General features: G+C 57.6%; 15 protein-coding genes. 8 read left to right on the forward strand and 7 right to left on the reverse strand.

Annotated elements, in window-relative coordinates; translation table 11 throughout:
* Positions 1–190: 190 nt before the first annotated feature.
* Genes EKM88_RS01055 through EKM88_RS01065 form a run of 3 tightly spaced genes read right to left on the reverse strand, consistent with a single transcriptional unit; the run spans position 191 to position 3,972 of the window.
* Positions 191–985, reverse strand: a complete 795-nt coding sequence (locus tag EKM88_RS01055; protein WP_125702329.1) for a carbohydrate deacetylase — start codon at positions 983–985, stop codon at positions 191–193.
* Positions 985–2,259, reverse strand: a complete 1,275-nt coding sequence (locus tag EKM88_RS01060) for a PTS sugar transporter subunit IIC (protein WP_125702330.1) — start codon at positions 2,257–2,259, stop codon at positions 985–987. The genes EKM88_RS01055 and EKM88_RS01060 overlap by 1 nt, the downstream gene beginning before the upstream one ends.
* A 12-nt stretch (positions 2,260–2,271) precedes the next feature.
* Entirely contained in the window at positions 2,272–3,972 is a 1,701-nt protein-coding gene (locus EKM88_RS01065) for an alpha,alpha-phosphotrehalase (RefSeq protein WP_125702331.1), read from the reverse strand.
* Between the two features lie 107 nt (positions 3,973–4,079).
* On the opposite strand from EKM88_RS01065, the gene treR reads away from it, so the two are divergent.
* Positions 4,080–4,793, forward strand: a complete 714-nt coding sequence (gene treR / locus EKM88_RS01070; protein WP_125702332.1) for a trehalose operon repressor — start codon at positions 4,080–4,082, stop codon at positions 4,791–4,793.
* A gap of 429 nt (positions 4,794–5,222) precedes the next feature.
* Here treR and EKM88_RS01075 read toward each other — a convergent pair whose 3' ends face one another.
* Positions 5,223–5,750 (reverse strand): GNAT family N-acetyltransferase, encoded by a 528-nt coding sequence (locus EKM88_RS01075; protein WP_125702333.1) that lies wholly within the window; start codon positions 5,748–5,750, stop codon positions 5,223–5,225.
* Positions 5,751–5,767: 17 nt separating this feature from the next.
* Positions 5,768–6,406 carry a carbonic anhydrase family protein gene (locus EKM88_RS01080; protein ID WP_125702334.1) on the reverse strand — a complete coding sequence of 213 codons (639 nt, stop codon included), beginning with the start codon at positions 6,404–6,406 and terminating at the stop codon, positions 5,768–5,770.
* Between the two features lie 149 nt (positions 6,407–6,555).
* On the opposite strand from EKM88_RS01080, the gene EKM88_RS01085 reads away from it, so the two are divergent.
* The 4 genes from EKM88_RS01085 to EKM88_RS01100 are packed head-to-tail and all read left to right on the forward strand — an operon-like array spanning position 6,556 to position 9,418.
* Entirely contained in the window at positions 6,556–6,924 is a 369-nt protein-coding gene (locus EKM88_RS01085) for a GntR family transcriptional regulator (RefSeq protein WP_125702335.1), read from the forward strand.
* The gene (locus EKM88_RS01090) at positions 6,921–7,790 is read left to right on the forward strand and encodes an ATP-binding cassette domain-containing protein (RefSeq protein ID WP_125702336.1); all 870 of its coding nucleotides are present in this window, start codon (positions 6,921–6,923) and stop codon (positions 7,788–7,790) included. The genes EKM88_RS01085 and EKM88_RS01090 overlap by 4 nt, the downstream gene beginning before the upstream one ends.
* Positions 7,780–8,496 carry a hypothetical protein gene (locus EKM88_RS01095; protein WP_125702337.1) on the forward strand — a complete coding sequence of 239 codons (717 nt, stop codon included), beginning with the start codon at positions 7,780–7,782 and terminating at the stop codon, positions 8,494–8,496. The genes EKM88_RS01090 and EKM88_RS01095 overlap by 11 nt, the downstream gene beginning before the upstream one ends.
* Positions 8,497–8,515: 19 nt before the next feature.
* Complete coding sequence (locus EKM88_RS01100) at positions 8,516–9,418, forward strand: hypothetical protein (protein ID WP_164511951.1); 903 nt, start codon at positions 8,516–8,518, stop codon at positions 9,416–9,418.
* A 74-nt stretch (positions 9,419–9,492) separates the two neighbouring features.
* Here the strand turns inward: EKM88_RS01100 and EKM88_RS13185 are convergent, their stop codons facing one another.
* Both EKM88_RS13185 and EKM88_RS13190 read right to left on the reverse strand, forming a co-directional pair.
* The gene (locus EKM88_RS13185; protein WP_164511952.1) at positions 9,493–9,639 is read right to left on the reverse strand and encodes a hypothetical protein; all 147 of its coding nucleotides are present in this window, start codon (positions 9,637–9,639) and stop codon (positions 9,493–9,495) included.
* A gap of 38 nt (positions 9,640–9,677) precedes the next feature.
* On the reverse strand, positions 9,678–9,833 hold the full coding sequence (locus EKM88_RS13190; RefSeq protein ID WP_164511953.1) for a hypothetical protein: 156 nt from the start codon (positions 9,831–9,833) through the stop codon (positions 9,678–9,680).
* Between the two features lie 161 nt (positions 9,834–9,994).
* On the opposite strand from EKM88_RS13190, the gene EKM88_RS01105 reads away from it, so the two are divergent.
* The 3 genes from EKM88_RS01105 (at position 9,995) to EKM88_RS01115 (ending at position 14,458) form a co-directional block, all read left to right on the forward strand.
* Complete coding sequence (locus EKM88_RS01105) at positions 9,995–10,198, forward strand: hypothetical protein (protein WP_125702339.1); 204 nt, start codon at positions 9,995–9,997, stop codon at positions 10,196–10,198.
* 130 nt (positions 10,199–10,328) lie between these two features.
* Positions 10,329–11,336, forward strand: coding sequence for a DUF4767 domain-containing protein (locus EKM88_RS01110; RefSeq protein WP_125702340.1), 1,008 nt, complete (start codon positions 10,329–10,331; stop codon positions 11,334–11,336).
* Between the two features lie 869 nt (positions 11,337–12,205).
* Positions 12,206–14,458, forward strand: a complete 2,253-nt coding sequence (locus EKM88_RS01115; protein ID WP_164511954.1) for a lectin-like domain-containing protein — start codon at positions 12,206–12,208, stop codon at positions 14,456–14,458.
* Positions 14,459–14,556: the final 98 nt, after the last annotated feature.

Raw genomic sequence — 14,556 nt, forward strand, 5'->3', positions numbered from 1 at the left:
TTACCTTCTAATGTACCACTTCTCATACCGGCTGTGGGTGAAATGAAAGCACGCATTGGCGCAGGGGCAGGGGTGACGGGACAATATCGGGAGCTGACAGCGCTGATAATTGGCCGTTTTTCAACAGCAAAAGGGGATGAGACTTCTGCCTCACCCTCTTTTGCTATACGAGGTTCTATCGCTGCGCGGCTCAGAGGTCGCGATAGTTGATTAATTTAATTTTTCGCTGTGCGAGGCCAGCGCGTACTGTAGCGGATGTGAAGAAGGCGTAGTCACTTGCGCGCCGATCCGTCAGCGAAGAGCGCTGTTCCAATAGATGATCCACACGCCCGGCATGCCCAATTAATTCGCCAACCGTATAGTCGGATAGGGCATCAATGAACGCGAACGCGTCATGGGGTTGATCCTGGTTGGCATCCAGTGCGTAGGTTACCGCAGGCTGTTTCGGCGCGATTGTCTGGGGCGCTTCGACCCACGAACGATCGGGCGCTAGGGAAAATAGACTGCGTTCATTGCGCATCGGGACGTGAATCAGATTCGCGAGATCGGCAATCATCTGGTGCCACTTTGGCCCGAGCAGCGTCAACCCGTGATGCGTGGTAATGTGGTCGATTTGTATTCCCAGACGTTGCGCCCGTTGAATCTGCGCGACTAGCTCTAGCCGCACCTCTGCGAAGCGAACTAAGCCAGCCTTAGCACGCGTTTCAAGTTGCTCAAACTGCCAGAATTGGTCTGTGGCAGGGTCAATCAGGGACGGGATCTCAGAAGTGGGCGTGATGGCGTGATGCCGATCTAGAATCAGATGGATCCCCATATGGGTCACGCCGGCAGCACGGGCTGAGGCCACAGCGGTGGATGCTTCCGGCATGCCGACCATCAGATTGGTACTGGTAATCGCTCGGCTGGCCAACAGTTCTAGAATTGCCGTTGAAACCGCGGGGGTGATCCCAAAGTCATCGCTTTCGAGAATTAGTCGGGTCGGCATTAGACCGCCTTCTGTTCAGCGCGTAAGGCATTGCCATCCGCGATCTTAAAGAATGGGTAGTAAGCCAGCGTGTCGAGTAACGCCAGGACCAACTGGAAGACGCCCAACTTCCAACTTCCTTCCATCAATCCAGTGAAGAAAATTGGGATCGGCATACCCAGAATAGTGGCACCACTCGCGGCTGGCAGGATTCCAATTTTGACCAACAGGAAGCCTAAACCTAGGTTGAGGATTGGCAAGAAGACATAGGGAAGGAAGAAGATCGCATTAAACACGAGCGGAATCCCGTAGACCAAGGGTTCATTGATACCGAAGATCCCGGCTGGCAAAGCGAGACGACCCATCACTTTGAACTGCTCGCTCTTGGCGCGAAAGGCCATCATAAAGTTCAACCCTAAGGTCGCGCCACCACCCCCAATGGAGCAACAGATAATCCAGAAGGCAATGGTCGTGATGTAAGGAAGTGGCTTGCCCGCATTAAAGGCCGCCAAGTTTGCGAGGTCCATGGGGAGATAGACAGTGAGCAGAATTGGCATCACGACAAGCATCCCATGAATCCCGATGAACCAGAATAACGATGAAATAAGTGTCAGTGCGAGCATCGCCCAGATCGACGACCCCATGTGCGTGAGGGGTTGTTGAATGAGCGTGTAGATGACGTTGTGGATGGTCTTGAAAGACGTAAAGCTGAAGGCAAAGCGGATCAACAGCGCACAGCCAGTAATCAGAACTGCTGGGACGACACTACTGAGTGATTTAGAAACCATTGGCGGGACGGCATCCGGGAGCTTGATGACCCAGTGATGTGCAAGCATAAAGACAAAAGCGTTCCCGACCGATAACCCGACAATGATTGCCATGAAGAAACCTGCCGCCCCTAACCAGTCAAAGGAGAGGTAGCTGACGGTCTTGACGACAGTCAGTGGCGTAATGATCAAGAACGTCACTAATGAGATGAGCAGCGGAATCAGCCCATCAATGTGCGCACGTTGGACGCGCACATAGGTCAGTGACAAACAGGCGATGATGGCAACGATGTTCGTGGTAAACTGGCTCGCCAGTGCGAGGGTCTCTTTAAGCTGAACATGAACTAAAAAATCTTGATACCCCTGAATTGGTAAATTGGTGATCAGGCCAAAAATTGCGCCTACGATAATTAAGGGCAGAACATTTAGTAAGCCACTCGTAATATCTTGCAATACTTGAATGCGATTCAGACGTTCGTTGATTTTCTCAAGGCCAAGCATGAATTTGTTTCTCGGTTCCTCTTGCATGATAGCGCCTCCTTATTTTGATGTCCTGAGAATCAGGGCTTCGTACGGTTGCAGTGTGAGAACGTCACCGGTGAGTGACGTTTTTTTATAGTTTGCAATAATTGTGTGATAAGTACCCTTTGGCAGGCGCCGCGACAGCACCTGCTGAGTAAAATTGGCGACAACAAGCAAAATCTCTGAGTCAGACTCGCGACGATAAGCAAAGACCTCACCGTCTGCTGGGTCCAATAGTTCAAAGCGACCGGATTTAAGTGTGTCGTTGCTGTGCCGTAAGTGGATAAGTTCCTGGTAAAAAGCCAGAGTGCTTGCAGGACACGCTGAAGCGCGCGCCACCGTGTGCTGATCATCGTGCTCTGGGATTAGCCAAGGGGTGTGACTAGAGAAGCCATGGTTGGCGGTGTCATCCCATTGCATGGGAAGGCGGGCGTTCTCTCTAGATTTTTGCTGAAGAATGGCTAGTGCCTCGGCCGCGCTTTTTCCATCCTGAAGTAGGCCGGCATACGCGTTTCGTGATTCTGCGTCTTGATAGCGGTCAATACTGGTGAAGTAGGCGTCTTTCATGGCGATTTCCTCACCTTGATAAACAAACGGAACGCCGCGTAAGCCGAACTCAATGATTGCTAAGGCCTGTGCGGACTGATCCCGATAGACGTCATCATTCATGAACCGTGCAAGCGCGCGGGGTTGATCGTGATTGGTCCAGAAAAGGGCGAGGTGGCCGCCGCCGTTCATTGTGCCAACTTGCCAGTTACTGATAATGCGTTTCAGCGTAGGCAAATCATTCATACCCAGCGCCCACTTTTGGCCGTTGGGATAATCAACCTTCATATGGTGAAAGGTGAAGCCCATACTGAGCTCTTGGCGCGCGGGGTTGGTATATAAATTGGTGTTCTCAATTGTTGTTGAGGAAAGCTCACCAACCGAGATCAGCCCATAAGGGGCAAGGACTTCACGGTTGATCTCGCGAAGGAATTCATGGATTCGTGGGCCGTCTGTATAGAAGTTACGCCCATCGTCCTGCGGCGTTGCGAAAGTATCGTTAGGGAACCGCTGATCCTTGGACAGATTGTTAATGACGTCAAGCCGAAAGCCTGCGATCCCTTTATCCGCCCAGAATCGCATTACTTGGAAGAGCGCGGTTCGAACCTTTGGGTTTTCCCAGTTCAAATCTGGCATCGCGCGGCCATAGAGATGCAGATAGTACTCATCAAGATCGGGGACGTATTCCCAGACGCTTCCGCCGAATTTGGATTGCCAATTATTCGGCAACTGACCTTTAGGCGCGGTTTTCCAGATATAGTAATCATGGTACGGGTTATCCTTGCCCTTCAGCGCTTCTTGAAACCAGTGGTGTTGACTTGAAGTGTGATTAAGCACCATATCCATCATGATGCCAATGCCACGCGCCTTGGCTTGGCTGACGAGCCGATCGAAATCGTTCATCGTGCCAAAGACAGGATCGATTGCGTAATAGTCCGAGATATCATAGCCGTTGTCGCAACCGGGTGAACGGTACATTGGTGTAATCCATAGCAGGTTAATGCCGAGTTCTTTTAGATAATCCAGCCGGCGAGTGATTCCGGGGATGTCACCAATCCCATCACCGTTTGAGTCTTGAAAGCTGCGGGGGTAAATTTGATAAGCGACAATGTCTTGAAGTTTAATAATGCTCACCTCACAAATATTTGTTGATAGCGCTTCAACAAAGTGCATGTTAAACCTGTACGTACTAGTTGTCAATTATATTTGAAAGGTTGATAAAAACGGCTATTTTGATGTATGATTCATATACGTACAAGATGACTAACGGAGGCGCAATGATGACGGTCAAACATGTCGCGATTTACTCAGATCTCTTACGCAAAATATCCCGCCACGTTTATGCGGCGGGAAGCTACTTACCGAGCGAGCAAGACCTAATGGCCTTGTATGGCACCTCGCGTGATACGGTGAGAAAAGCACTCAGCGCGCTGCTCGAGGATGGTTATATCCACAAGATCAAGGGTAAAGGGTCGCTGGTCCTAGAAACTGATCGCTACTCTTTTCCAATTGCATCGCTGACGAGTTATCAAGAACTTGATGACATCTTTGACATGAAATCGCATACCCAAGTGCTCGCTTTGGAATCCGCAGTGGTGCCAACGCGTGAATTCAACCTGGCGGACAAGGTGTGTTTAGCGGCGACCAAAGTTGAGCGGCTTCGGTACGTTGAAGGCGTGCCACTGATTATTGATCGTGACTATGTCTTGAAGGATATTGTACCGACCGTTCCGCGCGCTGCTGCTGAAAACTCGCTTTTTGCCTACTTTGAGGATGAGTTGGGGCTTAGTGTCAGCTACGCGAATAAGGAACTGACGGTTGCGAAAGCAAATCAGGATGAAGCTGATGCCTTGGAGATGAAGCTGGGGGATCCGATTGTAATTATTCGCAGCATCACGCATCTGCAGTCCAATCAGGTGGTGAGCTACACGACTTCCGTTCATCGTGGCGATAAGTTCAGATTCACGGAGCACGCGATGCGACGAAAAGTATAGATGCATACGGTATTTACGCTGTTGTTTGGAGTGGCCTTTCTCCAGGTGGTACGGGCAACGCCTAACTTAGCAGTCATGGGTCTCACGAAGCGCAACGTGACAAAAAGAGCGGAATTATTAAAATGGCCACCAACCGAGTCGGTTAAGCGGCGGGGCCTCAGCGATTGCTGGAGCCTTTTTTAGTGGTTGGAAAATTGGCCTTAGATTAAAAAAGTCCGCCCCAAAAGGCGGACAATCGGCACTCATCGGCGCCACAGAACCTGAACTAGCGGGCCAAATGCACAATTCCAATGGTCGGCGCACCAAGGGTGGTCACGGTGCATCAAGCAGCACCAGCGTTTGGCATCAGGAGCCGCCCAGCTGTTTCATGTGGAACGGTTGGGCCAGTATCGCATGAAAGTGTCAGCTTGCGCGAGCGGCGGGGGAGCGTTACAGCCCAAACGCCGCGTCGTACTGCAGCACGCCACTGACGCCACTCAGTCCGTCTGGGATGAGCTCGCGGAGCATGAAGTTTTCCTCGGGCACGTCAAACGGCGCCTGAACGCCGAAGTCGATGGCGGGGCGGTAGCCGAAGCGGCCGTAGTAGGCGGGGTCACCGAGGATCGAGATGGCGCGGCGGGCGTCTTCCCCGGCCTGGGCTTCCAGGTAGGTGATCAGCGCGCCACCGACCCCTTGGCGCTGCCAGTCTGGGGCCACGGCCAAGGGGGCAAGCACGAACACGGGCCAGCGCCCGTGGGGGCCAACGATGGCAGCTTCGGATAGCAGGGCGTGGCCGACCAGCACGCCTTGGTCGCTGAAGGCGACCGCGTCGTAGGCCGGGTGGTAGGTGGGGCTTTGCCGCAGCTTGGCAACCAGCGCGGCTTCGTTGCCGTCGGCGTGTGGCGCGGTGGCAAAGGCTGCAGTGATGAGGGTGAGGCTGGCGGCCCACTGCTGCGGGGTAATTGGCGTGATGCGCATGTGGTTTCCTCCTTTGGCTAAAGGGTTGACTGCAAATCGAGTTGGGCGCACAGCACCGGCCGCGCATTCAGCGGCTGGATAGCCCGGGCGTTGGCACCAAAATGGGCCGTGCACCACGTAACTTGGGCAGCGCTGACGGTGTGCTCGGTTTGCGCCAGCACGCACCAGGTGACGCCTTCGGTCAGCGGTGGCGTCGTCAGCGAGCCGCGGTAGCGATACATGGTGGCGGTGTGCGGGAAAAACGGGGTCAGATCCAGCGATAGCGGCGTGGCTGCGCCAGGTCGCCAAGTGGCCATGGCCGCCGCAAGCGCCGGGTCGGCGGGCCCGACTGGCAACAAGATGGCCACGACGCAAGGCTGCCCCAGCGCGTCTTCATGGACGAGGTGCAGCTCCAGGTCAAATGCCGCGTCGAGTTGATGCTCAACTGGGGCGTGCACATGGGCCTGGACGAACTGAAAGGCGCGCCCGTCCAGGCGCATCGCACCGGTGCCAAAAAGGCGCAGGGTGGTGTCATCTGCGGCGACCTGCGTGATGCGGTAAGGCGCCGTCAGTGTCAGCGCGGTGGTGCCTGCCGGGGTCCCGGTCAGGTGAACGGGGGATTGCGCCTGGCCGAAGTTGTTGGCCCAGTGGCCTTGGTCGTGGTAGTCAAGGGTCATGGTGTGCGGGTCCTTTCGCGAAGTTTACCCGATTGTAGCGCCGAACGGCGAAACCTGCAATCGTGCTTGACAGGGACCGTTCCCCGGCGTATTCTACAGTCATCGGTTAGTTACTTAACCAACTAACCAAATAACTGGGAGGTGGGCGGATGCATTTTGACGCGAGTAGTATTGTGCCGCTGTATCAGCAGATCACGACGCAGTTCACGGCGGGGATCCTCTCCGGGGCCTTTCCCGAGGGGGAGCAGGTGCCGTCGACGACCGAAGTGGCGCGCGCGTACGCGCTGAATCCGGCGACGGTGCTGCGCGGCATGAACGCGCTGGTTGATGCGGGACTGCTGGAAAAACGGCGTGGCATCGGGATGTTCGTCGTTGCCGGCGCCCAGGCGCAGCTGCGGCAGGCGGCGCAGGCCGACTTTTTTGACCAGCGCGTCGGGGCCGTGGTGGCCGAGGCAAAGACGCTGGCGATTCCGAAGGCGGCGCTGGTGGCCGCCATTGAGCGGGGGTACGAAGAATGAGCGAACTGAAATTCAAGCACGTGACCAAGCAATACGGGGACCAGGCCGTCCTCAAAGGGGTCGATATGACCTGGGCGGCCGGGCACCTCTACGGCCTGCTGGGGCGCAACGGCGTGGGCAAAAGCACGCTGATGCGCATCGTCAACAATCGCACCTTCGCCACGCACGGTTCGGTACTGCTGGACGGGACATCGGTGGTGGAAAACGAAGCCGCGCAAAACCGCATCTTCCTGATGTCAGACGCCATGCTGTACCCAGCTGACCGGACTGTGGCCTGGGTTTTCCAGATCACCAAGGCGCTGTACGGCGACTTCGATGACACCCGCGCCGCGCACCTGACGCGAGTGTTCAAGCTGGACCCGAACCAGCGCCTCGGCCGGCTATCCACCGGCTACAAGACGATCGCCAAGCTGATCGTGGCGCTGTGCGTGCCGTGTGACTTCGTGCTGCTGGATGAGCCGGTGTTGGGGCTGGATGCGCCGTTTCGCGAACAGTTTTACCAGGAGCTGCTCGCGACCTACACCGAGCGGCCGCGGACTTTTGTCATCGCGACCCACCTGATCGAGGAGATCGCGACCCTGATCGACCACGTTTTCGTGCTGGCGGACGGGCGCATCACCCTGGATGAGGACACCGAGAGCCTGATGGCCAAGGGCCGGGTGGTCAGTGGCCCGGCCGGGTTGGTGCGCGATTACCTGAGTGGCGTCAACGTGCTGCGCACCCGTAGCATGGGCGGCATGCTGACGGCGTATACGCTGGACGCGCCACTGGAAACACCGTTGCCGGCCGGCGTGACGCTTGAGGGAATGGACCTGCAGCGGCTGTTCATCGAGCTGACGGCGGAGGTGGGCACGGATGAAGACTAGTGCAACGAACCGTGTCATGCTCGGCTTCTTCGCCCGGTTCACCGGCGCCACATTGGTGGGGGCCCTGGTGGGGATCCTGATCTCCGCCTTTCTGTTTCCCACGATGCTCGGTGTTGGCCGGTACAGCCTGACGGACTGGCTGATTGGCGTCATGGGCCTGATCATCGGCGCCGTGTCGCTGAGCGTGACCGGCTTTGGCTTTCAAAACGGCATCAGCCGCCGCAGCATGACCCGCAGCCTGCTCCTCGTGTTTGCCGGCAGTAGCGCCTTGTGCGCGGTGGGTGTGCAGTTGGCGTACCTGATCGCCCGGCTGAGCGGCGCCCGCGTGAACGGCTTGCTGAACGCTTATGCGGCCGGCCTGCACGGGGTGGCCAGCGTGATCGGCCTGTTGATCTGGCTGGTGCTCCTGTTTGGCCTGATGGTGGCAGGCGGCATCGCCACGTTGATCATGAACAAAAAAACCAAGCGCGCCGCGTTCTGGTGGGGCCTGCTCACCTATGTCGGCATCGGGGTGACCATCGCGGTTTGGTCATTCGTCAACGACCTTGCCTTTCAGCAGGGCCCAGTCGTGATGATTCGCGCCGTGGTCGGACTCGGCGGCGGACAGCCGCAACCGTTATTGTTATTGCTGTGGGTCAGCCTGCTGACGGCATTGGTGACGTACGCCTTTACGCGCATGATGGCGCGCATGGAAATTTTGGGGTGATGAGATGAAACTTCACGCGATGTTAAAACTGGAGGCCAAAAGCCTCCTTCGGCCGTTTCTGATTTTTTTCGTGGTGCTGGCGAGCCTGGCCCTTTTGATGCTGAGCCTCAATGCCGCGCTGACGGGGAGCTGGACTAGCGGCCTCTCGATCGGCAACCCGTTCATCGTGCCGTCTGTGATCATGATCGGGGCGATCAGCGCCTTGCGCACCCCGACCTGGCTGCGGCTGGGCACGCAGATGGGCGTCACGCGGCGGCAACTCAGCGCCAGCTTCGTTATCATCTGGAGCGGCATCACCGTGCTCATGATGGCCGTGATGGTGCTGTATTCCCAGACGGGTGGGCACCCGATGACCTTTTTGGCCGAGCTCGGGTATCCAGGCGCCATCACGCCGGTGGTGTGGGGCGCCAACTGCCTGTTTCTGGTGCTCATCCTCTTGGCCAGCGGGCTGCTGGGGTGGCTGTTCAACGCGTTTTACTACAACGCGAATCAGTACCTCTTCCTCGGCATTGTGGCGGTGGTGGCCGTGGTCACCGTGGCAAGCTGGAACAACTTTGTGACTGGCATTGCCCCGTCAGATAGCGATGCCGCCAAGTTGACGCGCCGCTTGGCCAGCGGCTCGCTGACCCGCACCCTGCCGGCGGGCGAAGCCAACCCGTGGCTTTTGGTCGGCCTCGCGCTGGCCGTGGTGCTGGTGCTGGCCCTGATGCTCGGGTTGCTGATGCGGCACCTCGACATGAAGCCGAGCAGCGACCTGTCCGGCCTGTCCGGGCTGGTGGGCCGCCACGTCGTCTTGATCCGCGTGGCCCTCGCTGCTGCCGCGCTGCTCCTGTTGTTCAGCGGCGCCGCATTCCCCACCAAGTCCATCGGGCTGGTGGTGCTGGGCGTTGTGTTCTTCGCGCCGATGCTCGCGGGTAAATAATTGCCCGGGCAATAATCGCGTTGAAGAAGCCCGCACACCGGATCGGCGTGTGGGCTTCTGGCGTCGCGTAGGATTCAGTGGCGCTCGCGGTACAGCAGATAGACATAACCGCCGAGCCCCACGAGACCAATGGAGAGACTGATCCAGCGGTTGGCTTCCGTGATGTACAGGACCGCCAGCGTGAGGATAAACAACAGGTAGAAGCGGGTACTTTTTTTCATGAAGCGACCTTCTTTCGAACGGTAAAGAAGCGCGAAATTTAATTGCGCCGCTTGTGCTCCTGGTACATGAAAAAGGCCATACCTGACAGCCCTAATACCCCGATCGGAATCGAGAGCCGGTGCCCCCGGTCCGTGATGTTGATAAGTGTGATCGAACCGATCACCAGTAGCGAACAGATCGTGCTTGCTTTCATGGTGGTCACCTCTTTGACTTGATGTGAGTCGTCGTTTGCTGCCACGGTGAGCCCGTAGCTGCTTCGGACGACTAGATCATATCTAATTCAGTTGATTTCCACAAACAATAAGATGCTGGCAGTTCAATACAGCGCGCTGTCAGCTTGATGGAGGATTTGAAATGACAACTCACCCAGAATGTCCCTGGTGCGGTGGCACCGATTTTGTCGAGGCCAAGCACATGCCGTATCAAAACGTGGCGCCGCTCAGCAGCACCCTGGCGCTGATTGGCCGCGCAGATCTGCGCTACACCATCTGTCGCAACTGCGGGACCGTGGTGCGCACCTACGTGGCCGACGTCGACAAGGTGCGGCGGTGGCGGTGAGCAGGGTCACGTGTTGCCCGGGCAATAATTGTGCGGAGGCGGCGACTTTTTTCGTTTTTGAGCCTGAGCAGACAAAGGTCGTGGCGTCTGCTAAACTGTGGAAGAAAATGAGGAAGCGGAGGAAGCGTCAATGAAGCGAGTTATTGGGTGGAGTCTCGTTGGATTCAGCGCGCTATTGCTGGCGGGGTGTGGGGCAACAACGGGTCAGTCGAAACAGCCGGCCAGCCAATCAAGTGTCAGTAGCCCTTCAGAGGCCAGTCCATCGACGAAGAAAACCGAGGCGCCAGCAGCTGCACCCTGGGGCGCGACTAAGAAGCGACAGTTGAGCGCCTTTATGAAGCAGTGGTCGAGTGAGATGGGGCAACACTGGATCGGGACGTACGACGACCAGCCATTGAACTACTACGGGGTGGATGCCGAAGCACTGACGGCCAATCAGGGAATCACGATGACGTGGGGCCAGCAACCGATACAGATGCAGTGGACGGCTAACGGATTCACCGCGGCCGAATTTCAGCTGCTGGCCGCGGCGTATACGCCGGGCGCTGGGGAGATGGATGAGATCCTGTACCTGTTTTGCCTGCACAATGGGCGGCCGGTGATTTTCACATCGATGACCACGAACGGTGGCGTCTTGTACCTGGCCGACTCGCAGAATGTCGCGCTGTATCAAGGTTTTATCGAAATCGTCACCGGTAAGAAGCCAGCAGCCAAAACTGACGCCGACTTGAATGCGGCCAACGCAGCCACAGTGGCGGCCAAGCCGCAAGTTTGGCCGGCGTCGTATGCAGGCACCTGGTACACGTACAGCGGTGATGCGGTTCAACATTTCACGAACGGTTTTGGTGACAAGCATCTGGCCACCACGGATGCTGCTTCGGCAGACGGTACCGGCATGCGGTTAGATTGGCCATACGGGCGATCGCCGCAGTTCATCAACGCGCGTGGTGTGCAGCAGACCGCGGGGGCCGGCACAGATTACTATGTGCGCTATCGTTACGATGATGGTCAGCAGGTCCCAGTGATGACGCTGGCTAGCGGTGCTGGTATCTGGTTTGATGGCAATGCTTATCGTACATCGGCTCAGGCTGCGCGGATGCAAAATTGGATTTACGGCGATGAGCCGCAGGGTCGCTAGATGTGTTGCTTGTGACGCTCGGTGAGCCGGTGGGCGGCAAATTGCTGTGCTGCCACGTGTGGGGGGCTTGCGGCAAATGCTGACCCAGCGAATTCAGACACTGCAACTCGCCGAGCAAAATCGGGCGGACGCAGCAAGCGATCCATTACTTTGACCGGGTCTTTCGCGCGGCGTGGTTTGGTAAGTGACGCGCAAGTTGATCGCCGTGCAGGCTCGCGACCTGTCAACGTCTGCTGGCAAACCGTCTTGCTCAGCCGATGTGGGCTGGGTGCCGATCGCCGGTCTGCGTAGCCCTGCTTGCGACGGCAGATCCACCCTATCAGTTGAACGATTGATCCTTCTCCCAAAATGGGCGCGCCGGCTGGTGCGCCCATTTTGGTGTGCGCATTTGTTGGTTGGTAGGCACAGTTCGTGGCCGGCCACTGACGTATCGGTGGGGGCCGACCGTACCGAGCAGAAACCAGCGTCGCACCTGCACGTGGGGTGAATTGATTAAACCCCTTAGCCATCAGGCCCGGCTGGCGCGGTGGCTCACGTGGCCGGTGTAACTGTGCCGTGCGTGAATAAGTGGGTTAAGCCGAGACAAAATTCTTGCATTGCTAGTTTGATTTGTGTTAAAAAACATAACGAACCGAGTGCAAAAAGTAATTAATATTAATTATTTAGTTATTAGATAACCTGAAAATGCTGAATAACGGGGATTTGGATGAAATTCGCTTCGGTTTTTCTAAATGTATAAATAATTACAATTATATTTTAAAAAACACTATGAATTCACCAACCGCGCCTGCAACTGAAGCTTACGCACTTGGTCGCGCGGATCGACGGACAAGGCAATGATGGGCAAGCATCCTGAGGAGGAAATGAGCATGAAACAGATCGAGAAATGTCGTTATAAGTTATATAAGGCGGGGAAGTGCTGGGTGGTGGCGGGGCTGGTCATCGCCGGGCTCGGCGTGGCGGCTGGGCAGCTGCCCGGGAGCCCCGTTTTGGCGGACGCAGCACCGGCGGTCGGTCAGGTGGCCGATAACAAGAGCCAAAACCTGGATCTGACCGGGGGGATCGCGGATTTGACCGAGAACTTCACGCTGAACGGGGCTGCCCGGATCAGCAACGGGGCAGTCATGTTGACGCCGGACAGCCAGAATCAGTCGGGGAACCTGACGCTGAACTCCAAGATCGATCTGGGCTACGATTTTGACATGACGGCGAATATCACCATTGGCCAAGGAGACGGCATCGGGATCGGGTTTCACACGGGGAACAGCAACCAGACAGGCCGCAAGGGCGGGTCGCTTGGGTTCGCGACGCTACCCGAGGCGTTCGGCTGGAAGGCGGACACGTACTACAACGCTGGTGCCGCCAAAATCGATATCGATCCGGCGACCGGCCATCCCTACTTCGGGCCCGATCCGGCTGGGATGTTACATCGGTTTGGGGCGTTTGTCAGTACCGCAGCGAACGGTGTGACGATTGACACAGATGCGGCGTCCGCGCAGCCGATCGATGTGAGTTATACGAACCTGCACGTCCACTTTGATGCGGCGAGCCGGACGCTGACGGTGAACCTGACGAAGCCGGCCAGCGGTTCGACCGCGGCAAAGACGCTGACCTGGACTCGTGACATCAAGGCAAATATTCCGGCGGACCGCCTGGTGTCGTTTTTCATCTCGGGGTCAACCGGTGACGCCCATTCGACGCAGCTGTTTGCGCTGAAGTCGTTCAACTATCACGCGGTGGGTACGGTGCACGTGACCTATGTGGATCAAGACACCGGGGCCACGCTGGCGCAGCAGGACAGCACCGGGGCCTTGAACACCTCGGTGGCGCTGAACACCACCACCGAGTATCAGGCTGAGATGGCCAAGTTGGCCGCGCAGGGGTACGTTTTGGCCGAGCAAACGCCGGCCGACCCCATCACCTTCGCCAACGCGAACCAGACCAACGCGGTCACGGTCAAGGTGCACCGACCGGTCAAGCTCAACGTGCAGTTCACCGACGCGGTGACGGGGCAAGCGCTGGGCGCTCCGGTGGCCGTGACGGGCTGGGTCAAAACCGCGGGGGACCGGCAGGCCGTGACCGACCGACTGGCAGCGTTGACGCAGGCCGGCTACGCGGCGAATGCGCTGTCCGCCCTGCCTGAGGCGCTGACACTGGCCATGCAGGGGCAGACGGTGACGATCCCGCTGACGCACCGCATCGATGTGACGCAGGCAACCCTTGAACGTCACATCACATACGTTGGCGCCGGTGCCAAGACGCCCGTCCCGGTGACACAAGCCGTTGCGGTGACGCGCACGACGGACCTTGTCACGCAGGCGACCACAGTGGCGGTTGATCCCCGTGGGTTTGCGGCAGTCGCAACCCCCGAAATCGCCGGCTACACCAGTGACCAGGCCAGCATTCCGGCACTGGTCCCTGCGGACGACACGGCTTTAGCGCCGCTGGTTGTGCACTACACGCCAACGCGCCAGCACATCAAGATCAACTACATTGACGCCAACACAGGGGCATTGCTGGCAGCCGATGACCTCGAGGGCCCGACCGATACCACGGTGGCGTATCATTCCCAAACGCGGTTAGCGGCGCTGATGAAGGAAAACTATGTCCTGATCGATGGCAATTTGCCAGCTACGGAAGAGCTGACGATCGGTGCAACGGATACCACCTATCAGCTACGGCTGGGACGGACGATGCTGCCGGATGACACGGCGGAGTCGTCAAACGTGCACGTGTGGGAGATCGTCCAAGTCGGTGACCCGGTATTCCGAGACGACAGCGGCGCGATGCTGCCGGATGACACGGCAGAGTCGTCAAACGTGCACGTGTGGGAGCTGGTTCAGGTCGCCGGTAACGATAGCATCACCGTTGATGACTTGCACGCACTTGGCTACGGCCCGGACGGTTACCGTGAAACGCCACAGCCACGCGCAACCGAGCTGCTGCAGACGCCTCAAAGCGCCATCACGCCCGCGCGTCACCGGGTGACTCGCACCACGCGGGCAGCGCGGCGGTCCTTGCCGCAGACAGGGGAGCGCGCGACCGGCTGGGCGAGCGTTGGGCTGGCACTATTAGCGCTGACGGGACTGGCGGCGCTAGGCGTGCGCCGGCGCGCGCGATGATCGCCTGCGCGGCGGGTCGTAAGTCTGGTGACCCCGCCGCGGTGATTTTGAAGCAACACTAAAACAGGCCTCAAAGCAGCATGCGTGCCGCTTTGAGG

The organism is Lacticaseibacillus daqingensis (assembly GCF_003946115.1).
Taxonomy (GTDB): Bacteria; Bacillota; Bacilli; order Lactobacillales; family Lactobacillaceae; genus Lacticaseibacillus; species Lacticaseibacillus daqingensis.